Source organism: Actinacidiphila acidipaludis (assembly GCF_019890725.1).
In the GTDB taxonomy this organism is placed as follows: Bacteria; Actinomycetota; Actinomycetes; order Streptomycetales; family Streptomycetaceae; genus Actinacidiphila; species Actinacidiphila acidipaludis.
In genome coordinates this window covers 249,383-270,909 of the sequence record NZ_JAINZZ010000003.1, presented here as the reverse complement: position 1 = coordinate 270,909, position 21,527 = coordinate 249,383, and the positions used below count along the sequence as shown (strand labels likewise).

Sequence of the window (21,527 nt, the reverse complement as noted above, 5' to 3'; positions counted from 1 at the left end):
CGCGGGCGGGCCGCGGGGCCCGCCCGGGGTGGGGTCAGCGGGTCGGGGCGCCGCCGGTGGCGGCGGCGATCGCCGTGGCCAGCGCGGCCGGCACGTCGTCGATGAGCTGGTGGACGCCGTCGCGCACGATCTGGCGGCCGCCGACGACGGTGTGCCGCACGTCGGCGGCGCTCGCGGCGAACACCACGGCCTCGGCGGCGAGCCGGGGCCGCGGGCCCGCGGTGCGCACCGAGTCCAACGCGACGGTGGTGAAGTCGGCGAGCGCGCCGGTCTCCAGCCGCCCGGCCTCGGGCCAGCCCAGGCACGCGTGGCCGTCCTCGGTGGCGGCGCGCAGGAGCTGGGCGGAGGTCCAGTGGCCGCGGGTGCGGCTGCGCAGCCGCTCGTCGAGCTCCAGCGCCCGCGCCTCCTCCAGGATGTCGATCACCGCGTGGCTGTCGCTGCCCAGGCTCAGCCGGGCGCCGGCCCGCCGCAGTTGCGGCGCCGGGCCGATGCCGTCGGCGAGGTCCCGTTCGGTCGTGGGGCACATGCACACGGTGCTGTTGGCGCGCCCGAGCAGCGAGATGTCCTCGCCGGTGAGGTGGGTGGCGTGGACGGCGGTGGTGTGCGGGCCCCAGAAGCCGGAGTCGGCGAGCAGGCGGGCGGGCGTGCGGCCGTGGACGGCGACGCACGCCTCGTTCTCGGCCGGCTGTTCGGACAGGTGGATGTGGGTGGGCACCTCGCGGGTCCACTGCGCGAACTTCCGGTAGCCGTCGCGGTCGGAGAACGCCCGCACCGAGTGCAGGGCCGCGCCGATCCTGGCGTGGTCGGCGCCCTTGAGCTGGGACCAGCGCTCGTACCAGCGGTCGGCGGTGCCGTCGCCGAACCGCTGCTGGGCGCCCTCCAGCGGGCGGTAGCCGCCGCGGATCAGCCCGCCGTGCAGGTAGGCGGTGTCCAGCAGGGTGATCCGGATGCCCGCCTCCGCGGCGGCGGCGATCAGCGCCTCGCCCATGGCGTTGGGGTCGCCGTAGGGCGTGCCGTCGGGCTGGTGGTGCAGGTAGTGGAACTCCCCGACGCAGGTGATGCCGGCCAGCGCCATCTCCCCGTACACCGCCCGGGCCAGCTCGAAGTAGGACTCGGGGGTGAGGTGGAACGCGACCGAGTACATGATCTCGCGCCAGGTCCAGAAGGTCCCGGAGCCGACCTGCACGGTGCCGCGCAGGGCGCGGTGGAAGGCGTGGCTGTGGGCGTTGGCCAGGCCCGGCACGGTCAGGCCGCGCAGCGCGGTCGCCCCGGGCGGCGGGGCGGGCACCTGGGTGCGCACCTCGGTGATCCGTCCGTCGTCCGCGGTCAGGGCCACTCCCGGTTCGACATGAGTGCCGAGCCAGGCGTGTTCCAGCCAGTACGTCACCTGCACGCGAGACCCTCCAGTACGTCGGCCAGTGCCGTCACCCCCGCGACGCAGTCGTCCTCGGCCGCCGATTCCGCCGGGGAGTGCGAGATGCCGGTGGGGTTGCGTACGAACAGCATGGCGGTCGGCACGGCCGCGGAGAGGATTCCGGCGTCGTGTCCCGCGCCGGTGGGCAGGACGGGTGCCGGGGCGTCCCCGCTGACCAGGCAGGCGATTCGGTCACGCAGTTCGTGTGTGAACTCCACCACCGGGGTGAAGGACTCCCGGGTGACCTGCACGTCGACGCCGTCGCGGGCGCCGCGTTCGCGTGCCGCCTGCTCGATGGCGCCGACCACGGCGGCCAGCGTGTCCTCGTCGGCGGCCCGCGAGTCGAGCCAGCCGCGGACGAGGGAGGCGATGGCGTTGACGCCGTTGGGCTCGACGGCGACCTTGCCGAAGGTCGCCAGCGCCCCGGCCAGCCGCGCCTTCTTGCGGGCGGCGAGCACGGTGGTGGCGTACGTCAGCATCGGGTCGTGGCGGTCCTCGAGCCGGGTGGTGCCGGCGTGGTTGGCCTGGCCGTGGAAGTCGAACCGCCAGCGGCCGTGCGGCCAGATCGCGGAGGCCACGCCGACCGGGCTGTCGCCGAGGTCGAGCGCGCGGCCCTGCTCGATGTGCAGCTCGACGAACGCGCCGACGCGGGCGAGGCGTTCGGGGTCCGCGCCGATCGCGTCCGGGTCGTGGCCCGCGGCCTCCATCGCCTGCGGCAGGCTGACGCCGTCGGCGTCGCGCAGCTCCCGTGCCTGCTCCGGGGTGAGCTGACCGGCCGTCAGGCGGGAGCCGACGCAGGCGAGCCCGAAGCGGGCCCCCTCCTCGTCGCCGAAGTTCACCACGGCGAGCGGCCTGGCCGGGCGGGCTCCGCGGGCGCGCAGCTCGTCGACGGCGGCGAACGCCGAGACGACGCCCAGCGGCCCGTCGAAGGCACCGCCGTCCGGCACCGAGTCCAGGTGCGAGCCGGTGACGACGGCGTCGCCCTGGGCGGGGTCGCCGAGCCACGCCCACTGGTTGCCGTTGCGGTCGACCTCGTGGGCGAGGCCGCGGGCGGCGGCCTCCTGGCGGAACCAGGCCCGGCAGTCGGTGTCGGCCGCGGTCCAGGCGTAGCGGCGGTAGCCGCCGGACCCGGCGTGCCGGCCGATGGCGCGCAGGTCCCGCCACATCTGGTGGAAGCCGCTGCCGCCCGTGCCCGGCGCCGTGCCGTGGGCGGTGCCGGTGCCGTCGGCGGCCCTGGTGCCCGCGGGCTCCGGCGCGGAGGAGGCCCCCGCGCCGCTGCCCGCCGCGTCGTGCGTGCCGCCCGTCACTGGCCGCCGCCCTCCCGCATGGGCACGCGCACCCCGCGGTCGGCGGCGACCTCGTCGGCCCGGTCATAACCGGCGTCGACGTGGCGGATGACGCCCATGCCGGGGTCGTTGGTGAGCACCCGGCGGATCTTCTCGCCGGCCAGCGCGGTGCCGTCGGCGACGGTGACCTGCCCGGCGTGGATCGAGCGGCCGATGCCGACGCCGCCGCCGTGGTGGATGGACACCCACGAGGCGCCGGAGGCGACGTTGACCATCGCGTTGAGCAGCGGCCAGTCCGCGATCGCGTCGGAGCCGTCGAGCATCGCCTCGGTCTCCCGGTAGGGGGAGGCCACCGAGCCGCAGTCCAGGTGGTCGCGGCCGATGACGATCGGCGCCTTCAGGGTGCCGTCGGCGACCATCTCGTTGAAGCGCTCGCCGGCCCGGTCGCGCTCGCCGTAGCCCAGCCAGCAGATGCGGGCGGGCAGGCCCTGGAAGTGGACCCGCTCGCCGGCCATGCGGATCCAGCGGGCCAACGACTCGTTCTCCGGGAACAGGTCGAGGATCGCCCGGTCGGTGGCCGCGATGTCCGCGGGGTCGCCGGACAGCGCGGCCCAGCGGAACGGGCCCCTGCCCTCGCAGAACAGCGGCCGGATGTAGGCGGGGACGAAGCCGGGGAAGGCGAACGCCCGCTCGTAGCCCGCGAGCTGGGCCTCGCCGCGGATGGAGTTGCCGTAGTCGAAGACCTCGGCGCCCGCGTCCTGGAAGCCGACCATGGCCTCCACGTGCCGGGCCATCGACTCCCGGGCGCGCTGGGTGAACTCGGCGGGCTTCTCGGCGGCCAGGGCGGCCATGTCGTCGAAGTCGACGCCCAGCGGAAGGTACGCCAGCGGATCGTGGGCCGAGGTCTGGTCGGTGACGATGTCGATCGGGGCGCCCATCGCCAGGAGCTGCGGCACCAGTTCGGCGGCGTTGCCCAGGACGCCGATCGACAGCGGCCGGCGCTCGTCGCGGGCCTGGGTGGCCAGGGTCAGCGCGTGGTCGAGGGAGTCGGCCCGCACGTCGAGGTAGCGGTGCTCGATGCGGCGGGTGATGGCCCGCGGGTCGCAGTCGATGCACAGCACCACGCCGCCGTTCATGGTGACGGCCAGCGGCTGGGCGCCGCCCATGCCGCCGAGTCCGGCGGTCAGGGTGATGGTCCCGGCCAGGCTGCCGCCGAACTTCTTCTCGGCGACGGCGGCGAACGTCTCGTAGGTGCCCTGCAGGATGCCCTGGGTGCCGATGTAGATCCACGAGCCCGCGGTCATCTGCCCGTACATCGTCAGGCCGAGCGCCTCCAGGCGGCGGAACTCCTCCCAGTTCGCCCAGTCGCCGACCAGGTTGGAGTTCGCGATGAGCACGCGAGGCGCCCACTCGTGGGTCTGCATGACGCCGACCGGGCGGCCGGACTGGACGAGCATCGTCTCGTCCTGCTTCAGGCCGCGCAGGGTGCGGACCATCGCGTCGAAGGAGTTCCAGTCGCGGGCGGCCTTGCCGGAGCCGCCGTAGACGACCAGCTTGTCCGGGTGCTCGGCGACCTCGGGGTCGAGGTTGTTCTGCAGCATCCGCAGCGCGGCTTCCTGCTGCCATCCCTGTGCGCTGAGTTCCGTGCCGCGCGGTGCGCGCACCGGCCTCGGTCCCGTCATCGGTCCGGCCTCCTCGTCGTGATGTTGTCCATTCACATCCTGGTTCGGTGAATAGCTTTAGTCAACAAGGTCCGCCCAGTGGACCGGGTGGCGGCTCCGCGAGACGAGGTGATGGGATGGCGGTCATGAACGGTGAGCTGGGGATACGGCGGGAGCACGCGCTGCGTGCCGCGGTGGAGCACGGGCTGGTCGGCGAGCGGGAACCGGTGGTGGGCCTGCTGGACATCACGGGCATCGAGGAGTCGGCGACGTCCCTGCACGCCGCGTTCGCCACGCCCGGCGTGATGATCACCCACACCTTCGCCGTCAAGGCCGCGTCCCTGGTGCCGGTGCTCGCCCTGCTCGGCGAGTGCGGGCTGGGCGCCGAGGTCGCCAGCCCCGGCGAACTGGCGCTGGCCCGCGCCGCGGGCATCCCGGCCGACCGCATCGTGCTGGACTCCCCCGCCAAGACCGTCGCCGAACTGCGCGAGGCCCTCGCCCTGGGCATCGCCCTCAACGCCGACAACCCCGAGGAGCTCGCCCGCATCGACGCCCTGCGCGCCGGAGCCGAAGGCTCCGGCTCCCCGGTCGGGCTGCGGGTCAACCCGCAGATCGGCGCGGGCAGCATCGGCGCGATGAGCACCGCGACGGCCACCTCGAAGTTCGGCGTGGCACTGCGCGACCCGGGCGCCGAGGAGTGGGTGCTGCGCGCCTACGCCGAGCGCCCGTGGCTCAACCGCCTGCACACCCACACCGGTTCGCAGGGCGTGCCGCTGGAGCTGATGGCCGCCGGGGTGAAGGCCGCGTACGAGCTGGCCGAGCGGATCAACGCCGCGGCCCGCCGGCAGCAGGTCACCGTCCTGGACATCGGCGGCGGCCTGCCCGTCAACTTCGGCTCGGACGACACGACGCCGTCCTTCGCGGACTACGCGGACCTGCTGCGGGCCGAGGTGCCCGGGCTCTTCGACGGGCGCTACGGCCTGGTCACCGAGTTCGGCCGCTCCCTGCTGGCCAAGAACGGCACCGTGCTGGCGCGCGTGGAGTACGCCAAGTCCGCGGGCGGGCGGCCGATCGCGGTCACACACGCCGGCGCCCAGGTCGCCACCCGCACGGTGTTCGTGCCCGACGCCTGGCCGCTGCGGGTGCTGGCGCTGGACGCCAAGGGCCAGGAGAAATCCGGCGACCCGGTGGTCCAGGACGTCGCCGGCCCCTGCTGCTTCGCCGGCGACCTGGTCGCCACCGGGCGCCCGCTGCCGCTGCTGGAGGCCGGCGACCACGTGGCCCTGCTGGACACCGGCGCCTACTACTTCTCCAACCACTTCGCCTACAACTCGCTGCCCCGCCCCGCCGTCCACGGCTACGCCGTCCGTGCGGACGGCACCGTGGAGTTCGCGCCGGTGCGCACCGCGCAGTCCGAGGCCGAGCTGATCGCGGAGAGCGGCGGCGCGCTGCCGCCGCTGCGCCGCGGCAACTGAGCGCCCGCGCGGGGTCTCAGCGGCGGCGGCCGCCGCCGGGGCCCGCGTCACCGGCGGCGATGCCGGTGAGCTGGTAGGCCGTCCGGTCGCCGTCGGGGCGCACCCACAGCAGCGCGTCCTGGGCCCGCTCCAGCCGGGCCAGGCGCAGCGACCTGGCCCACAGGCCCGCCCCGACGCCGCCCAGCAGCATGCCGCCCGCGCAGGGCAGCAGCGCGCTGGAGCCCAGGGCCACCAGGAACACCAGCAGCAGCCACCACCGGCGGCGCCGCACCCAGGTGCGGACGGTGACCCTGCGGTCCTGCAGGTACACCGACTTGGCGGCCCGGGACGCCGCCCGGGCCCGCGCCTCGTACCGCCCGCCGCGTATCAGGTAGGCCGCCGCCGCGGCCACGATGAACAGGGCCGCGCCCGCCATCACCCCGATCCGCCGCCCGGCCGGGCTGAACGTCACCGCCGTGCCCGGCACCGCCGCGACCACGCCCAGCCACCACAGCCAGCTCCCGGCCGCGCGTACCGTCACGGCCACCCGTGCCAATGTGTAGGCCCCGCGCACCACGCCGCGCTCCCTCCTTCGTCACCGTCATGTGTGCTGGGGAGAGTACGGGGCGTTTCTCAGATTCTCGTGAGGAAACGGAGTACCGCCGCCCGCGGCGGGCGGCGGGCCGCGGCGCGCCGGGACCTCAGTCCACGAACACGCCGCGGGCGGCGGCGTGCGCGTCGAACTCCTCCAGCCGGGATTGGGCGTCCGGCAGGTCGTCGCACATCGACTCCAGCAGGACCCGGCCCAGCAGCATCGGCGCGCACGCGGTGTCGAAGGCCAGTCCGGTGCCGACGGCCGCGGGCAGCAGCAGGTCGCTGTGCGCGGCCACCGGCGCGAAGGCGCTGTCGGCCACCGTGACCACGGTCAGCCCGGACTCCCGCGCGTAGGCGAGCGCGTCCACGGTCTCCCGCGGGTGCCGCGGCAGGGCGAAGCACAGCAGCGCGCTGGCCCCGGCCCGCACCGCCGCGTCGAGGCGGTCGGCGAGCATCGTGCCGCCCTCGTCGAGCAGCCGCACGTCCGGATGGACCTTGGCCGCGAAGTAGGCGAACCCGCGGGCCTGGGCGCCCGCCGCCCGCAGCCCCACGACCGGCAGCGGGCGGGACGCGGCCAGCAGCGCCCCGGCCCGGGCGACCGGCTCGGGGTCCGCGAGCAGCGTCGCGAGCAGCCGCAGGTTCTCGATCTCGGCGTGCACGGCCTGCTGGTACTCGTTGAAACCGGCGGCCTCGGGCGCCGCCGCGACCGGGGCGACCTCCCGCAGGTGCCGGCGCAGCGCGGGATAGCCGTCGAAGCCGAGGGCGACGGCGAACCGCGTCACGGACGGCTGGCTGACGCCCGCGAGTTCGGCCACCTCGACGCTGGACAGGAACGGCGCCTCGTCCGCCTTGCGCACCAGGCAGTGCGCGATGCGCCGCTGGGTCGGGGTGAGCCGGTGCGCCTCGAACAGCCGCAGCAGGCGGCCCGATGCCTGGCCCGTCCCACCGCCGGTGTCCGTACCGCCCGTGGCGTCGTCCCCGCTGCCCATCGTCGTCCGTCCCTGGCCTTGTCCGTCCGGCCGCCACCGGTTGCTATTCAGTCGCCCTTGACTCTGCATGAAGATATGCAGTCCGGCAAGCCCGCCGACCCCGCCCGGCACCCCGCCGGGCTCAGCCCCCGAGCACCGCGCCCAGCACCCGCGCCCCCGCGCAACTCCAGTACGGCTCCCCGGCCTCGGCGTGCACCCCGTAGACCGCGACGGCCTCGAAGAGCAGGGCCAGCGCGTCGCCCGCGCATATGCAGACCGCCAGGGTCCCCTGCCAGCACTCCGCTCCCTGCTGACCCGCCCGCCGCGCCGCCCTGAAGAAGAGCACGCACACCACGACCGCCGCCACGCCGCACACCAGCGACATCCACGCCGTCGCGAACAGCGTCCATGGCACCGGCAGGTGGTGGCACAGCGCCGAGGCCCGTTCGCCGTGCCGGTCGTCCACCAGCGCCGTGGCGAGGAGCAGAACCACCCCCACCAGGGCGAGCCCCGGCGCCACCAGCACCCAGCGCCGCCAGCGCGGCCCCGGCACCGGCACCGGCACCGGCACCGGGACAGCCACGGCCACCTGTGCGGGCTCCGCCGCCCGGCCGCGCCCGGCCCGGCTCTCCGCCCGCCGCGTCACATCCCCCATCACGCCCTCCCCCGTTCTCCCCGGCTCCCCCGTGACCGCCAGCCCCCGGGATCCCCTGGACACCCGCGCCCGAGCGCCCGCGTCCGTGACCCCGCGCGAGGGCTCACCCTCACGCTCGCCCCCGCGCACCCGCCGTCACTCTGTGCAACCGCCGATGTCCCGTCAGAGTAGCCGAAAGGGCCGGGCAGGTGATCGACACCTGCCCGGCCCCTGTGGACAACCCGTCCCGGCCGCAGACCCGGCCGCAGACCCGGCCACAAACTCGATCGCAGAACCGGCAGCGGCCCCGCCTCCCGGGGGAGTTCAGGGGACCGCCGCCGGGCGCGGCGGGATCACCGGCGCTGGGACTCGTCCAGCTCCAGGTCGCGCGGGTCCTGCGGACCGTGCCCGGCACCCGCCTGCGGCACGCTCTTCGCCCGGTCCGCGTGGCCCGGCCACCACGCCGCGTGCCCGATCAGGGCGGTGAGGCTCGGCGTGAAGAACATGGCCATCACGAACGCGGCGACCAGGATGCCGAACGCGACCGTGAAGCCCATCTCCGTCAGGAAGTCGTTGCCGGAGAGCATCAGGGTGGCGAAGGTCGCGGCGAGGATGAAGCCGGCCGCGCCGATCGTCGGACCCGCGTGCTTGAGTGCCTCGCTGGCCGCCTCACGCGGCTGCCGGCCCTCCTGGGCCTCTTCCCTGAGCCGGGCGATCATCAGGATGTTGTAGTCCGTGCCGATCGCCACCACGAACAGGTACATGATGATCGGCAGCAGGAAGATCAGCCCGTCGCCGCGGCCGAAGATCCACACCGTGGTGCCGAGCGTCGCGCCGAAGCCGAGACCCACGGACGCGATGAGGTACCAGGGCGCGACGACGCTGCGCAGCAGCAGGCCGAGGATCACCATGATGAGCACCGCGGCCACCGGGAAGACCGTGCGGTAGTCGTGGTTCACCGCCGCGTTGATGTCCTTGAAGATCGACGACGAACCGCCGACCAGCGCCTCGGTGCCGGGAGGCGCGTCCTTGTGCGCGACCGTGCGGACGTCGCCGACCGTGGCGATGGCCTGGTCGGAGGAGGCCTCGTACTTCAGCGTCACCGTGTAGTTCGCGGTGGTGCCGGCCTTGTTGACGTCCTTGGCCTGGTCGAAGGCGACGCTCGCCACGCCGTTCACACCGCGCAGCTGCGCGGCGAAGGCGTTCAGGTCGCCGGACAGCGCCTTGCCGTCCTTGCTGGTGAGGTAGACGTTGGTCGGCTCGGCCGCGCCGGCGGAGTACGCCGTGGACAGGGTGTCCTGGACGACCATCGACTCCTTGGTCTTGGGGATGGAGCCGGAGGCCAGGTCGTAGGACGCCTTGTAGCCGAAGGTGCCGATCGCCAGCACCAGCATCACCGCGCCGGAGACGATCGCGACCATCGCCGGCTTGCGGGCCATCAGGCGGCCGAGGGACGCGTACCGGGTGCCGGAGGGCTCCTCGCGCCACTTCTTGCCGGGCCAGAACAGCACCCGCGGCGGGATCAGCGAGCAGATCGCCGGGAAGAGCGTCAGACCCGCGACCAGGGTGACGGCCACCAGGATGGCCAGCGCCGGGCCGAGCTGGGTGAGGAACCCGAGCGTGGACAGGGCCAGCGCGCAGAAGGCGATGATGACCGCGCCGGCCGCCGAGGCGATCGCCTCGCCGACCCGGGCGACGGAGTTGATCATCGCCTGCTTGGGTTCGTCACCGGCGCGCAGCCGTTCGCGGTACCGGAACATCAGGAACAGGAAGTAGTCGGTGCCGACGCCCAGCACCACCACGATCAGCAGGGCCTGGATCGAGCTGTTCGCCTGGAGTCCGAAGATCTTGGTGGCGTCGGCGATCAGCGCGTTGGCGACCGTGAAGACCACGCCGATCAGCAGCACAAGCGGCATGATCGCCACCAAGGGTGACCTGAAGATGATCGACAGGGTCGCGATGATGATCAGCAGCGAGCCGAACAGCGCGACGGCGTCCGACGTCTTGCCGGCGTCCTGCTGGTCCAGGCCCTGTGCGGCCTGACCGCCGACGAGGACCTTCAGGGCCGTGCCCTTGGCCAGTTGGGTGGAGTCGGTGCGCAGCGCCTTGGCGGCGTCGGCCTGCTTGGGCTGGCCCACCGACTTCTTGTCCATCTGGACCAGCGCGGTGTCGTACTTGCCGTCCTTGGAGGGACTGCCGTCGACGATCTTCTGGACCTGGTCGATCTTCTTGTCGGTCAGGCCCTTGGTGATCCGCGCGACGTCGGACTTGTCGGCGGTGGTCAGCGGCTTGCCGTCGGTGCGCTGGTAGAGCACGATCGCGGCCGGGGTGAAGGCTTGGGGAAAGGCCTTCTCCTGGAGGTTCATCGCCTTGATCGACTCGTAGCTGCTCGGCAGGAAGCTGCTCTCGTCACTGTTGGACGGCAGGCTCGGCGCGGTGGCGACGATCGCGACGGCGGCGATCACCCACGCCACGATCGTCCATACGGGATGGCGGACGACAGTGCGTCCGATGCGGTGGAACATGCGGTGCTGCCTCCATGGCAGGACGTATCACCGCCACCCTTCGGAGCGGTTCCCGGGTATCGGCGACCCGGACGGGGGTCGCCGTCCGGTGTTGACGTGTTCGGTTGGTGAGCCACAAAGCCTACTTGCCGACCGGCAAGGAGAAACTCCGGGGCCTGCCCTACGCCTATCCGGTCAGAGCGGCGGCAGCAACCTCTTTTGTGGCTTGCCCATGGCGTTGCGCGGCAGCGCGGCGAGGAAGCGCACCTGGCGGGGCCGCTTGTGCACCGACAGCCGGGACGCCACGAAGTCCGTCAGCTCCTGCTCCCCGACACCCTCGGCGACCACGTACGCCACGATCTGCTGCCCGAGGTCGGCGTGCGGCGCGCCGACGACGGCGGCCTCGGTGACCGCGGGATGGGCCAGCAGGGCGTTCTCCACCTCGCCCGCGCCGATGCGGTAACCGCCGGACTTGATCAGGTCCGTGGAGGCGCGGCCGACGATCCGGTGGGTGCCGTCCTCGTCGATCGACGCGATGTCGCCGGTGCGGAACCAGCCGTCGGGCGTGTACGCGGCCGCGGTGGCGTCCGGGCGGCCCAGGTAGCCGTCGAACAGGGTGGGCCCCTGGAGCTGGAGTTCGCCGATGCCGTCCGCGGACTCGGCGATCCGGGTGGTGATCCCCGGCAGCGGGGTGCCGACCGCGCCCGGCCGCCGGGGGCCGGCGGCGCGGGCGCTGACCGTGATCAGCGACTCCGTCATGCCGTACCGCTCCACCGGCTCGTGGCCGGTGAGTTCGCGCAGGCCGTGGAAGACCGGCGCCGGCAGGGCCGCGCTGCCCGACACCAGCAGGCGCGCGCCCGACAGCGCCCGGGCCGCCGGCTCGTCACGGACCACCCGGTGCCAGACCGTGGGCACGCCGAAGTACAGGCTGCCGCCGGCGGCCGCGTAGGCCGCGGGGGTGGGCCGGCCGGTGTGCACCAGGCGGCTGCCGGTGCGCAGCGCGCCGAGCACGCCCAGCACCAGGCCGTGCACGTGGAACAGCGGCAGTCCGTGGACCAGGGTGTCCTCCGCCGTCCACGCCCAGGCCGCGGCGAGGCCGTCGAGGTCGGCCGCGATGGCGTCCCGCCCGACGACCACGCCCTTGGGCGGACCGGTGGTGCCGGAGGTGTACAGCACCAGCGCGGCCGGTCCGGCCGGCTCCCCGGCGAAGTCGGCGCGCTCGCGGAAGTCCACCGGCAGCACCTCGGCGCCGGAGTCGCGCAGGATGTGCTCGCGTTCGGCGGGGCCCGCGTCGGGGGCGATCGGCACCATCGGCACGCCCGCGAGCAGCGCGCCGACCGCGGCGGCCACCGTCTCCAGGCTCGGGCCGGCCTCGATCGCGAACGCCTTGGTGCCGGCGGCGCGCCGGGCGACCGCGCCCGCCGCGCCCAGCAGTTCCTCGTAGCCGCAGGAGCGCCCGTCGACGGTGACGGCGTCCTCCCGGTCCCGTCCGTCCGTGCCGGCCCGCAGCGCGGTGAGCACAGGCGTGTGGGGCATCGCGGATCCTCCTCAAGGACGGCAGACCCCCGAGGAAGTCGGGGGCTAACCCCAGTGTCGCCCACACCCCCCGGTCCCTACGGTGGGGCCATGGACGCCCGCGACCCGGAACTGAACAAGGAACTCTCCGCCACCTTGCAGGCGCGCAAGGCCCTCGGGGAGGAGTACGAGTCGGAACTGGTCGACTCGTTCATGGAGAAAGTGGCCCAGCGTGTCGACAGCCATGTCGAGCAGCGGGTGCGCCGCGAACTCGCCCAGCAGCAGACCTCGTTCGCCCGCGCCGACCGCCGCCCGATCGGGCCGCCGCGGGCCGGAGCGGGTTTCGCGCGCTACGGGTTCGCCGGCTTCACCCTGATCCTGGCCATCCCGCTGTCGGCCATCAGCGCGGTCCAGGCGGGAGCGGCCGGGCTGTTCATCACCTGGGCGGGCATCGTCGGCGTCAACGTCGCCCAGAGCGTGGGCGGCCTGTTCGGCCGGAGGTCCAAGCAGGACTCCAAGCAGGACAGGGACGACTGGTCGTAGGACCAGGAGGGAGGGAGGCGGGAACCGCCGCACCTCCGAGACACGCTCGGAGGACGGGACGACGGCGGTTCCCGCGGGGACGCGGGCCGGTCAGGGCCGGGCGCGTCCCGGGCGACCATGGGGTCCGGGAGCCGCTCCGGATGCCCTGGTGCCGTCGGTGCGCCGCGCCGGCCGGATCACCGCGGGTCCCCCACGGCCCCCCGGTGTTCACCGCCCGGTGCGACATCACCCAATGTGCCGGAGCCTTGTTAAGCGCGTGCTGCGCGGACGTGTCGGGGGTGTACCACTTCCACGAACCCTGGCCCGGACGGCGGCTCCCGCCTCCCCCGCGCCTCAGGCGGCGCCGTGACCGGCCAGGAAGGCCAGCAGGTCCTGCCGGCTGACCACACCCGTCGGCTTGCCCTCGACCAGCACGATCGCCGCGTCGGCGCTCTCCAGGACGCTCATCAGGTCGCCCACCGGCTCGCCGGAGCCGACCTGCGGCAGCGGACGGCACATGTGCTTGTCCAGCGGGTCCTCCAGCGTGGCGCGCTTGGTGAACAGCGCGTGCAGCAGGTCCCGCTCGACGACCGAGCCGACCACCTCGGCGGCCATCACGTCCGGGTGCCCGGCGCCCGGCTTGACCACCGGCATCTGCGACACGCCGTACTCGCGCAGCACCTCGATGGCCTGCCCGACCGTCTCGTCGGGGTGCATGTGGACCAGGTTGGGGATGGTGCCCTGCTTGTTGGCCAGCACGTCGGCGACCCGGGGCTCGCCCTCCCCCTCGTCGAGGAAGCCGTGCGAGCTCATCCACTCGTCGCTGAAGATCTTCGACAGGTAGCCGCGGCCGCTGTCCGGCAGCAGCACGACGACCACGTCGTCCGGGCCGAGCCGCTCGGCGACCTCGAGCGCGGCGACGACCGCCATGCCGCAGGAGCCGCCGACCAGCAGGCCCTCCTCCTTGGCCAGCCGGCGGGTCATCTGGAAGGAGTCCTTGTCCGAGACCGCCACGATCTCGTCCGCCACCTCGCGGTCGTAGGCGGTGGGCCAGAAGTCCTCGCCGACGCCCTCGACCAGGTAGGGACGGCCCGAGCCGCCGCTGTAGACCGAGCCCTCGGGGTCCGCGCCGACCACCTGCACCCGGCCGTCGCTGACCTCCTTGAGGTACCGGCCGGTGCCGGAGATGGTGCCGCCGGTGCCGACGCCCGCCACGAAGTGGGTGATCCGGCCGTCGGTCTGCTCCCACAGCTCGGGCCCGGTGGAGTGGTAGTGCGACAGCGGGTTGTTGGGGTTGCTGTACTGGTCGGGCTTCCAGGCGTTGGGCGTCTCCCGGACCAGCCGGTCGGAGACGTTGTAGTACGAGTCCGGGTGCTCGGGGTCGACGGCGGTCGGGCAGACCACGACCTCGGCGCCGTAGGCCCGCAGGACGTTGATCTTGTCCATGGAGACCTTGTCCGGGCAGACGAAGATGCAGTGGTACCCCTTCGTCTGGGCGACGATGGCCAGGCCCACGCCGGTGTTGCCCGAGGTGGGCTCGACGATGGTGCCGCCCGGCTTGAGCTCGCCGCTGCGTTCCGCGGCCTCGATCATGCGCAGCGCGATGCGGTCTTTCACCGAACCGCCGGGATTGAAGTACTCGACCTTGGCCAGGACCGTCGCCTGGATGCCCTCGGTCACGCTGTTGAGCCTCACCAGCGGGGTGTTGCCGACAAGGCTGATCATCGAGTCGTGAAACTGCACCGTAGTCTCCGGGTTCTCCGTGATGGTGCGGCCAGCCTATTGGTGCGGTCGGCGGGCCGCATGGGTGCAGTCGGCGGGCCGCGCGAAACGTCCGCGCTCCGGTGGGCGTTGACGTTGGTGACGAAGCTCCGCGGGGCACCAGGTTGGTGTACGGCCCGAGCACAGGAAGGTGGCCTGGTCGATGTCGAGGGCGAGGGTGGCACGGCGGATCGCGACCGCGGCGGCGTACGGCGGTGGCGGGATCAGCCTGCTCGGCGGAGCGGCCGTCGGGCTGCTGCTGACCGAGGCGCGGCTGGCCAAGCGGGTCGTCGGCGGCTTCGACGCGACGCCGCCGCGTGCGGACGGCCGGTACGGCTCGGCGTTCGCCGACCGCACCGACGAGCCCGCGCTGCGGCTGGGTTTCCTGGGGGACTCCACGGCCGCGGGCCAGGGGGTGCGCCGGGCCCGGGAGACCCCGGGGGCGCTGCTGGCGTCGGGTCTCGCGGCGGTCGCCGAGCGGCCGGTGAAGCTGGTGAACGTGGCGCTGCCGGGCGCGAAGTCCGACGACCTGGCCCGCCAGGTGGCCCTGCTGCTGGACTCCTCGGTCCCGCCGCCGGACGTCGCGGTGATCATGATCGGCGCCAACGACGTCACCCACCGGATGCGGCTGGCCACCTCGGTGCGGCTGTTGTCGGACGCGGTGGGGCGGCTGCGGGAGGCCGGCACCGAGGTGGTGGTCGGCACCTGCCCTGATCTGGGCTCCGTCGAGCCGGTCTACCAGCCGCTGCGCTGGCTGGCCCGCCGGGCGAGCCGCCAGCTCGCCGCCGCACAGACCATCGCGGTGGTCGGGCTGGGCGGGCGCACGGTGTCGCTCGGGGATCTGCTGGGCCCCGAGTTCGAGGCCCGGCCGCGCGAGCTGTTCGGGCCGGACAACTACCACCCCTCGGCCGAGGGCTACGCCACGGCCGCCATGGCCGTGTTCCCGACCCTGTGCGCCTCGCTGGGGCTCTGGCCGGAGCCGGACGAGCGGCTGGACGCCCGGCGCGGCGAGGACATCCTGCCGGTCGCCCAGGCGGCCGCGGCGGCGGCCTCCGAGGGCGGCACCGAGGTCGTCCCGGCCTCGGCCGGCAGCGGCCCGCGCGGCCGCTGGGCGCTGCTGAAGCGGCGGCGGCGCCGCCTGCTGGACCAGGAGCAGCCGCAGCAGGACGCCGCGGGGGCGGCCGCTGAGCCGGAGCGGCAGGACACGGCGGAGTCGGACGCGGCGGGGGGTGCGGCGCACCGGTCGGCGTAGCATCGGGGTAAGCAAGCGCTCAGAAAGTAGCCCGCATCACAGCGACCGTCCGGTGACGCGTCGCGATACCTGCGGGTAACTTCCTGGGGAGTCCGCCGACCGAGTCCCGCCGCAGCCGCCGAGGAGTGCCGCGATGCCCGAAGCCGTCATCGTCTCAGCCGCCCGTTCACCCATCGGACGCGCCTTCAAGGGCTCGCTCAAGGAGCTGCGCCCCGACGACCTGGCCGCCACCATCATCCAGACCGCGCTGGCCAAGGTCCCGCAGCTGGACCCGCGGGAGATCGACGACCTGATGCTGGGCTGCGGACTGCCCGGCGGCGAGCAGGGCTTCAACCTGGGCCGGATCGTGGCCGTGCGGATGGGCATGGACCACCTGCCGGGCTGCACCGTCACCCGCTACTGCTCCTCGTCCCTGCAGACGACCCGGATGGCGCTGCACGCGATCCGGGCGGGCGAGGGCGACGTGTTCGTCTCGGCCGGCGTCGAGATGGTCTCCCGGTTCGTGAAGGGCAACTCCGACAGCCTGCCCGACACGATGAACCCGCTGTTCGCCGACGCCCAGGCGCGCACCGCCAAGCGCGCCGAGCAGGGCGGCGGGGAGTGGCACGACCCGCGCGAGGACGGCGCCGTGCCGGACGCCTACATCGCGATGGGCCAGACCGCGGAGAACCTCGCGGCACTCAAGGGCATCACCCGGCAGGATCAGGACGAGTTCGGCGTCCGCTCGCAGAACCTGGCCGAGGCGGCGCTCGCCAACGGCTTCTGGGAGCGCGAGATCACGCCGGTGACGCTGCCGGACGGCACGGTGGTGGCGAAGGACGACGGCCCCCGCGCGGGCGTCACCCTGGAGGGCGTGGCGGGCCTGAAGCCGGTGTTCCGCCCCGACGGCACGGTCACCGCGGGCAACTGCTGCCCGCTGAACGACGGCGCCGCCGCGCTGGTCGTCATGTCCGACACCAAGGCCCGCGAGCTGGGCATCACCCCGCTGGCCCGGGTGGTCTCCACCGGCGTCTCCGGGCTGTCCCCGGAGATCATGGGCTACGGCCCGGTCGAGGCGTCGCGGCAGGCCCTGAAGCGGGCGGGGATGTCCATCGGCGACATCGACCTGGTCGAGATCAACGAGGCGTTCGCCGCGCAGGTCATCCCGTCCTACCGGGACCTCGGCATCGACCTCGACCGGCTGAACGTCAACGGCGGCGCGATCGCCGTCGGCCACCCCTTCGGCATGACCGGCGCGCGCATCACCGGCACGCTCATCAACAGCCTCCAGTTCCACGACAAGCAGTTCGGCCTCGAGACGATGTGCGTGGGCGGCGGCCAGGGCATGGCGATGGTGCTGGAGCGGCTGAGCTGAGCCGCGGCGGACGGTAGGGGTCGCCCGAGGAACGAGGGCGGCACCTGCCGGACGCGAAGGCGAAGCTCAACGCGACCAGAAAGCTGGAGCGGCTGAGCTGAGCCGCGGCGGACGGTAGGGGTCGCCCGAGGAACGAGGGCGGCACCTGCCGGACGCGAAGGCGAAGCTCAACGCGACCACAAAGCTGGAGCGGCTGAGCTGAGCCGCGGCGCACGGTAGGGGTCGCCCGAGGAACGAGGGCGGCACCTGCCGGACGCGAAGGCGAAGCTCAACGCGACCACAAAGCTGGAGCGGCTGAGCTGAGCCGCGGCGGACGGTAGGGGTCGCCCGAGGAACGAGGGCGCCACCTGCCGGGCAGGGCATCCGAGCAGCCTTGTTCACCTCCTCTTTCACCTGCACCTTTGCACGCACCGTTATGGTGCGCATGCAAGCCGCATGCGGTGTGACATAAGTCGCAATGAAATCGCCCCCGGGACGTCATTTCTCCCGGGGGCGACTCGTTTGTGCAGGTCAGGAACTCCCGTCGGCACATGGCCGTCGGCGCAGACCCGTTCAATTCATGACGTTCCGCACTGCGCGGGCCAGGGGTTTACCGGCAGAGTGACGTGAGGGAATGTTTCACCCACCCAAACGGTGGGCAGTGCTCGGGTCGCATCAGTCGGGAGTACGTCAGTGAGTGTCAACTTCACCGTCCTGCTGGTGGCCGCGGGTCTCGCCGTGGCCGCGGGTTCCGCCGCGCTGCTTTCCGCCCGCGGTGTACGCCGTGAGCTGTCCGCACTGCGCCGCGAACTCGCCGCCCTCCGCGTGCCGGCCCCGCGGGACGCCACCACCGACATCCGTGCCGCCGTGGCCGGCGCCCTTGCCGACGAGCGGGAGCGGGAACTCACGGAGGCCCGCGCGTTCTGGGCCGAGCAGGAGGCCCGCGAGGCGGCCGGTGACACCGGATTCTTCCGCGGCGGCCTGTACGGCTCGGCCGGCCTCCCCGACCCCGCCGACCTGCCGGACTCCCCTGACTACGAGATCCCGCCGGTGCTCCCCTACCTGCCGCGCCAGGCGGACTTCGCCGGGCTCGACTCCGGCGCCGAGGCGGCCGCCGACGCGGCGTCGGAGCCGGAGGCGACCGAGGCCACGCTGCCCAAGCCCGGCATGATCCCGCACCCGTCGGGACCGGACTTCGTACCGTCCTCGGTCGTGGCCTCCCGCGACCAGACCGCGGAACGGCTCTCGGATCTCGCCGACGCGCGCATCCCGCTCGCCGACGTGCGGCCGGGCCCGCTCGGCACCCTCGACGTGTACGTGTTCGCCGACGGCACCACGCTGTGCATGACCCCCGGCCACCGCGAGACCGCCCTGCGGCTCTCCGAGGCACTGGACCGCGGGGAGGTGCCGGTGCTGCGCGGCGGCTCCGCGATAGCCGGCGCGTACGCGCTCACCTTCGCCGTGGGCGAGGAGAGCGTGTACGTCCTCGCCGACCGGGTCGTCGCCTCGCTCTGACGCGCGACGGCACCCGGCCCCGCCGGACGTCCCCCGGGACCTGTCGCAGGACCTCCTGCCGGACTCAGCCCACGGCCTTCGCGGCGCGCGCGACGCGTTCCAGCGCCTCCGTCAGCACCGCGGCCCCGCCCTCCGGCCCCGCCTCCAGAGCCGCGTTCAACTCGTGCCCGGCGACGGCCAGCTGGTCGCCGACGACGAAGATCCCGTCGTCCGGGACGACATACGGCTCGCGCCCGGGGAACTCCAGCGACTGCGCCTGGGACGCCAGCCAGCGGGCGAGTTCGAGTCCTTCGGCCGCCGCTCCCGCCTGCAGGCGGCGCTGCGGCAGCGACCGCAGCCGGCCGGCGAGACGTTCGACGGCGGTGTGCAAGGTGGCGCGATCCGGCATACCGGTGACCTTACCGGCGCGCGGGACGCGACCCGCACGCCTTTCCGGTGGCGTCGGATGGTTGCCAACACCCGACCATTCGGGCACGGTGGGGTGACCGGACCACATACCGGAGGCGCCGATGTCCCAAACGCACTTCTCCGACGAAACCCACCGGAACCTGCTCGACCGCATTCCCCAATGCACAGGCCGCGAGGTCAGCGACTGGCTGCGCGCCGTCGCCGACGGCCCGTCGTTCCTCCGCTTCGACGAGAAGGTGAGCTGGCTCCGCAGCGAGCACGACCTCTCCTACGGCTACGCCAAGGCTCTGGTCCATGAGTACGACCTGCGCCGGGCCGCCCGCAACCTCCTGTAGAACCGGGCCCCCCGGGCCCCCTCCTCCGAACACACCCCTCTCACCGACGCCGACGGGCCGCCGGGAAGCACCTGCTTCCCAGCGGCCCGTTCGCCGTTCGAACAGCACGGCCGTCCGTCCAGTGTCCGGCCGCGGCCGGCGTGTCAGTCGCGCAGGATCGCGATCAGCCGCAGCAGTTCGAGGTAGATCCACACCAGCGAGAGCGTCAGGCCGAACGCGGCCAGCCACGACTCGTTGCGCGGGGCGCCGTAACGGATGCCGTCCTCGACCTGCTTGAAGTCCAGCGACAGGAAGAACGCGCCCAGGGCGATGCCCAGCAGCGCGAAGACGATGCCGAGGCCGCCGGTGGCCAGGCCCAGGCCGTCACCGCTGCCGAACGCGGCGAACAGCAGGTTGACGAACATGGCCAGGATGAAGCCGATGGCCATCGCCATGCCGATCCGCTGGTAGCGGGCGGTGACGCGGATGATCCGCGCCTTGTAGGCGATGAGCATGCCGGCGAAGACCGCCATCGTGCCGAGCACGGCCTGCACGGGCGCGCCCTGCCAGGCGTCGTTGTAGACCCGGCTGAGCACACCGAGGAAGACGCCCTCGAAAATGGCGTAGCCGAGGATCAGCGCGGGCGACGGCACGCGCTTGAACGACTGGACCATCGCCAGCACGAAGGCCACGAAGGCCGCGCCGAAGGCGATCCCGACGTGGTCGCCGAGCGCGAACCAGCCGACGACCACACCGAGCACCACCGTGCCCAGCGTCATCGCCGTGCGCACCACGACGTCGTCCATCGTCATCCGGCCGGTCTGCGCGGGGCCGGCCGCCGGAGCGGTGTACATCTCCTCGAGCTGCTGGGGAGACAGGGGCTGCGCCTGGTCGTACGGGTTGCGCGGCTGGGCGGGGCCGCCGCCCTGCGCGGCGTACGGGTTGCCGCTGTACTGGGGGTTGCCGCCCTGCGGGGCACCCGTGCCGAATCCGGCGTACTCGTTCCCGCGGGTGAAACCCCGCCGGGAGAAGACCGGGTTGCTGCTCCTCATCTCACTCCTCCATGGCCGCGTGCTGCGACAGTTCCTCAAGAGTAATGGCTTGGCAAAAAGCCGTGCGTACGCCTGGAGGAGGATCTTCCCCCCGGTCACGGCCCCCAGTCACCCCCCCCCCCCGCCGGCCACCCCCTCGCCACCGCTTCCCTGCCCCCCGCGCGTCGCGGCCATACGCGGTGGACGTGAGGCGGCCGGCGCGGTATCACTGAGGAGTGCAGACGAACACGCGTTCGAACACCAGGGAGCAGGCCATGCCACGCCCCGACCACACCCGTGCGCTGCACGCGGCCCTGATCACGGCGGCGCGCGGCCTGCCCGTCATCCCCCTGTCCCGCAGCAAACTCCCCGCCGTACGCTCGCCGCACCGCGACGAGGCGCGGACGACCGCCTGCCGCGGCGAGTGCGGCCGCCCCGGCCACGGCGTGCACGACGCGACCACCGATCCGGCCGCCGTCCGCGCGCTGTTCGCGGTCGCGCCCTGGGCGACGGGTTACGGGATAGCGTGCGGCCGGGCGCCACTGCATCTCGTCGGGGTCGACCTGGACGTCAAGCACGGCACCGACGGGGTTACCGCCTTGCGGACCTTGGCCGAATCGCACGGCTTCACCGTGCCGCAAACGGTTACCGTGCTGACGCCGAGCGGCGGCCGGCACCTGTGGTTCACCGCGCCGGGCCCGGTGCCCAACTCCGCGGGCCGGCTGGCGCCGGGCATCGACATCCGCGGAACCGGCGGTTACGTGGTCGGGCCGGGCTCCCGGACCGTGGCCGGCCGGTATCTGCTGGCGCCGGGGACCGGGGCCCATCCGCTGGCCGAGGCGCCGCCGACTTTGCTGCAGTTGGCGGCGCCGCCTCCACCGCCGCTCCGCGAGCCGGAGGACGAAAGGCCGCGTCATCCGATGGAGAAGCGCGCGGCCGCGCTCGTGCGGTTCGTGCTCGATTCACACGAAGGAGAGCGCAACGGCCGGCTGTTCTGGGCGGCCTGCCGGGCGTACGACTCCGGCTTCGGTGCGGCGCTCGCTCCCGCCCTCGTCACGGCCGCGGTGCACACCGGCCTCAGTGAGCGGGAGGCGGCCGCGACGGTGGCGTCCGCGGGCCGCCTCCGGGCGTCCGCGGAGCCCTGAAAAGGGCCCTGCGAGTGCCCGGAGCCGGACTTGAACCGGCACGCCCACGTGGGGGCAGCGAGGTTTAAGCTCGCCGTGTCTGCGTTCCACCATCCGGGCCGGCGGGGCGCAGTGAAAGCGTATCCGTCTCAGGCGTCGTGAACAGGACGCCTCGGTAGCCATGTTGTCTTATTTTAGGGGTTACTGACGCGACGTCAGGTGCAACAGAGCGGTCTC

General features: G+C 73.3%; 18 protein-coding genes and 1 tRNA gene. 7 read left to right on the top strand and 12 right to left on the bottom strand.

The annotated features are described in order from the left end of the window. Window positions 1-34: 34 nt before the first annotated feature. The 3 genes from K7862_RS04450 to hutU all read right to left on the bottom strand — a co-directional run bounded on the left by K7862_RS04450 (window position 35) and on the right by hutU (window position 4,382). Window positions 35-1,393 (bottom strand): formimidoylglutamate deiminase, encoded by a 1,359-nt coding sequence (locus tag K7862_RS04450; RefSeq protein WP_222960767.1) that lies wholly within the window; start codon window positions 1,391-1,393, stop codon window positions 35-37. After that, on the bottom strand, window positions 1,384-2,580 hold the full coding sequence (locus K7862_RS04445) for an allantoate amidohydrolase (RefSeq protein WP_222960911.1): 1,197 nt from the start codon (window positions 2,578-2,580) through the stop codon (window positions 1,384-1,386). Before K7862_RS04445 ends, K7862_RS04450 begins: the two co-directional genes overlap by 10 nt. A 137-nt stretch (window positions 2,581-2,717) precedes the next feature. Continuing rightward, window positions 2,718-4,382: a urocanate hydratase gene (hutU, locus tag K7862_RS04440; protein ID WP_222960766.1), complete on the bottom strand. Its 1,665-nt coding sequence runs from the start codon at window positions 4,380-4,382 to the stop codon at window positions 2,718-2,720. 125 nt (window positions 4,383-4,507) lie between these two features. Here hutU and K7862_RS04435 point away from each other — a divergent pair, with 125 nt between their 5' ends. Beyond that, a complete protein-coding gene (locus K7862_RS04435) occupies window positions 4,508-5,836 on the top strand; it encodes a type III PLP-dependent enzyme domain-containing protein (protein WP_262412628.1) in 1,329 nt (442 codons plus the stop codon). A 16-nt stretch (window positions 5,837-5,852) separates the two neighbouring features. On the opposite strand, the gene K7862_RS04430 is transcribed toward K7862_RS04435, so the two are convergent. The 5 genes from K7862_RS04430 to K7862_RS04410 all read right to left on the bottom strand — a co-directional run bounded on the left by K7862_RS04430 (window position 5,853) and on the right by K7862_RS04410 (window position 12,051). Next, complete coding sequence (locus tag K7862_RS04430) at window positions 5,853-6,362, bottom strand: hypothetical protein (protein ID WP_308011835.1); 510 nt, start codon at window positions 6,360-6,362, stop codon at window positions 5,853-5,855. Window positions 6,363-6,516: 154 nt separating this feature from the next. After that, a complete protein-coding gene (locus tag K7862_RS04425; RefSeq protein ID WP_222960763.1) occupies window positions 6,517-7,398 on the bottom strand; it encodes a MurR/RpiR family transcriptional regulator in 882 nt (293 codons plus the stop codon). 121 nt (window positions 7,399-7,519) lie between these two features. Continuing rightward, complete coding sequence (locus K7862_RS04420; protein WP_222960762.1) at window positions 7,520-8,032, bottom strand: hypothetical protein; 513 nt, start codon at window positions 8,030-8,032, stop codon at window positions 7,520-7,522. 332 nt (window positions 8,033-8,364) lie between these two features. Continuing rightward, window positions 8,365-10,536 (bottom strand): MMPL family transporter, encoded by a 2,172-nt coding sequence (locus K7862_RS04415; protein WP_222960760.1) that lies wholly within the window; start codon window positions 10,534-10,536, stop codon window positions 8,365-8,367. A 174-nt stretch (window positions 10,537-10,710) separates the two neighbouring features. Then, the gene (locus K7862_RS04410; protein ID WP_222960758.1) at window positions 10,711-12,051 is read right to left on the bottom strand and encodes an AMP-binding protein; all 1,341 of its coding nucleotides are present in this window, start codon (window positions 12,049-12,051) and stop codon (window positions 10,711-10,713) included. Between the two features lie 90 nt (window positions 12,052-12,141). Here K7862_RS04410 and K7862_RS04405 point away from each other — a divergent pair, with 90 nt between their 5' ends. Continuing rightward, on the top strand, window positions 12,142-12,573 hold the full coding sequence (locus K7862_RS04405) for a hypothetical protein (protein ID WP_222960757.1): 432 nt from the start codon (window positions 12,142-12,144) through the stop codon (window positions 12,571-12,573). Between the two features lie 333 nt (window positions 12,574-12,906). Here the strand turns inward: K7862_RS04405 and K7862_RS04400 are convergent, their stop codons facing one another. Beyond that, on the bottom strand, window positions 12,907-14,295 hold the full coding sequence (locus K7862_RS04400; RefSeq protein ID WP_222960753.1) for a cystathionine beta-synthase: 1,389 nt from the start codon (window positions 14,293-14,295) through the stop codon (window positions 12,907-12,909). 181 nt (window positions 14,296-14,476) lie between these two features. Here K7862_RS04400 and K7862_RS04395 point away from each other — a divergent pair, with 181 nt between their 5' ends. From K7862_RS04395 to K7862_RS04385, 3 genes are all read left to right on the top strand, one after another. Then, complete coding sequence (locus K7862_RS04395) at window positions 14,477-15,565, top strand: SGNH/GDSL hydrolase family protein (protein WP_222960751.1); 1,089 nt, start codon at window positions 14,477-14,479, stop codon at window positions 15,563-15,565. A 133-nt stretch (window positions 15,566-15,698) separates the two neighbouring features. After that, on the top strand, window positions 15,699-16,919 hold the full coding sequence (locus tag K7862_RS04390) for an acetyl-CoA C-acetyltransferase (RefSeq protein ID WP_222960750.1): 1,221 nt from the start codon (window positions 15,699-15,701) through the stop codon (window positions 16,917-16,919). Between the two features lie 672 nt (window positions 16,920-17,591). After that, the gene (locus tag K7862_RS04385; RefSeq protein WP_222960747.1) at window positions 17,592-18,413 is read left to right on the top strand and encodes a hypothetical protein; all 822 of its coding nucleotides are present in this window, start codon (window positions 17,592-17,594) and stop codon (window positions 18,411-18,413) included. A 64-nt stretch (window positions 18,414-18,477) separates the two neighbouring features. On the opposite strand, the gene K7862_RS04380 is transcribed toward K7862_RS04385, so the two are convergent. Further along, window positions 18,478-18,801 carry a hypothetical protein gene (locus K7862_RS04380; RefSeq protein WP_222960746.1) on the bottom strand — a complete coding sequence of 108 codons (324 nt, stop codon included), beginning with the start codon at window positions 18,799-18,801 and terminating at the stop codon, window positions 18,478-18,480. 121 nt (window positions 18,802-18,922) lie between these two features. Between K7862_RS04380 and K7862_RS04375 the strand changes: the two genes are divergently transcribed. Then, the gene (locus K7862_RS04375) at window positions 18,923-19,156 is read left to right on the top strand and encodes a DUF4287 domain-containing protein (RefSeq protein WP_222960745.1); all 234 of its coding nucleotides are present in this window, start codon (window positions 18,923-18,925) and stop codon (window positions 19,154-19,156) included. Window positions 19,157-19,299: 143 nt separating this feature from the next. Here K7862_RS04375 and K7862_RS04370 read toward each other — a convergent pair whose 3' ends face one another. After that, entirely contained in the window at window positions 19,300-20,187 is an 888-nt protein-coding gene (locus K7862_RS04370) for a Bax inhibitor-1/YccA family protein (RefSeq protein ID WP_222960744.1), read from the bottom strand. Between the two features lie 254 nt (window positions 20,188-20,441). On the opposite strand from K7862_RS04370, the gene K7862_RS04365 reads away from it, so the two are divergent. Continuing rightward, complete coding sequence (locus tag K7862_RS04365) at window positions 20,442-21,311, top strand: bifunctional DNA primase/polymerase (protein WP_222960743.1); 870 nt, start codon at window positions 20,442-20,444, stop codon at window positions 21,309-21,311. Window positions 21,312-21,326: 15 nt separating this feature from the next. On the opposite strand, the gene K7862_RS04360 is transcribed toward K7862_RS04365, so the two are convergent. Then, window positions 21,327-21,410 (bottom strand) — tRNA-Leu (locus tag K7862_RS04360). Window positions 21,411-21,527 lie beyond the last annotated feature (117 nt).

Bases quoted from the DNA above. Each gene is read 5' to 3' on its own strand.
- K7862_RS04425 (WP_222960763.1), bottom strand. From the start codon at position 7,398: ATGGGCAGCGGGGACGACGCCACGGGCGGTACGGACACCGGCGGTGGG.
- K7862_RS04370 (WP_222960744.1), bottom strand. From the start codon at position 20,187: ATGAGGAGCAGCAACCCGGTCTTCTCCCGGCGGGGTTTCACCCGCGGG.
- K7862_RS04380 (WP_222960746.1), bottom strand. From the start codon at position 18,801: ATGCCGGATCGCGCCACCTTGCACACCGCCGTCGAACGTCTCGCCGGC.
- K7862_RS04375 (WP_222960745.1), top strand. From the start codon at position 18,923: ATGTCCCAAACGCACTTCTCCGACGAAACCCACCGGAACCTGCTCGAC.
- K7862_RS04405 (WP_222960757.1), top strand. From the start codon at position 12,142: ATGGACGCCCGCGACCCGGAACTGAACAAGGAACTCTCCGCCACCTTG.
- K7862_RS04365 (WP_222960743.1), top strand. From the start codon at position 20,442: ATGCCACGCCCCGACCACACCCGTGCGCTGCACGCGGCCCTGATCACG.
- K7862_RS04415 (WP_222960760.1), bottom strand. From the start codon at position 10,536: ATGTTCCACCGCATCGGACGCACTGTCGTCCGCCATCCCGTATGGACG.
- K7862_RS04395 (WP_222960751.1), top strand. From the start codon at position 14,477: ATGTCGAGGGCGAGGGTGGCACGGCGGATCGCGACCGCGGCGGCGTAC.
- K7862_RS04445 (WP_222960911.1), bottom strand. From the start codon at position 2,580: ATGTGGCGGGACCTGCGCGCCATCGGCCGGCACGCCGGGTCCGGCGGC.
- K7862_RS04420 (WP_222960762.1), bottom strand. From the start codon at position 8,032: ATGGGGGATGTGACGCGGCGGGCGGAGAGCCGGGCCGGGCGCGGCCGG.
- K7862_RS04435 (WP_262412628.1), top strand. From the start codon at position 4,508: ATGAACGGTGAGCTGGGGATACGGCGGGAGCACGCGCTGCGTGCCGCG.
- hutU (WP_222960766.1), bottom strand. From the start codon at position 4,382: ATGACGGGACCGAGGCCGGTGCGCGCACCGCGCGGCACGGAACTCAGC.
- K7862_RS04390 (WP_222960750.1), top strand. From the start codon at position 15,699: ATGCCCGAAGCCGTCATCGTCTCAGCCGCCCGTTCACCCATCGGACGC.
- K7862_RS04410 (WP_222960758.1), bottom strand. From the start codon at position 12,051: ATGCCCCACACGCCTGTGCTCACCGCGCTGCGGGCCGGCACGGACGGA.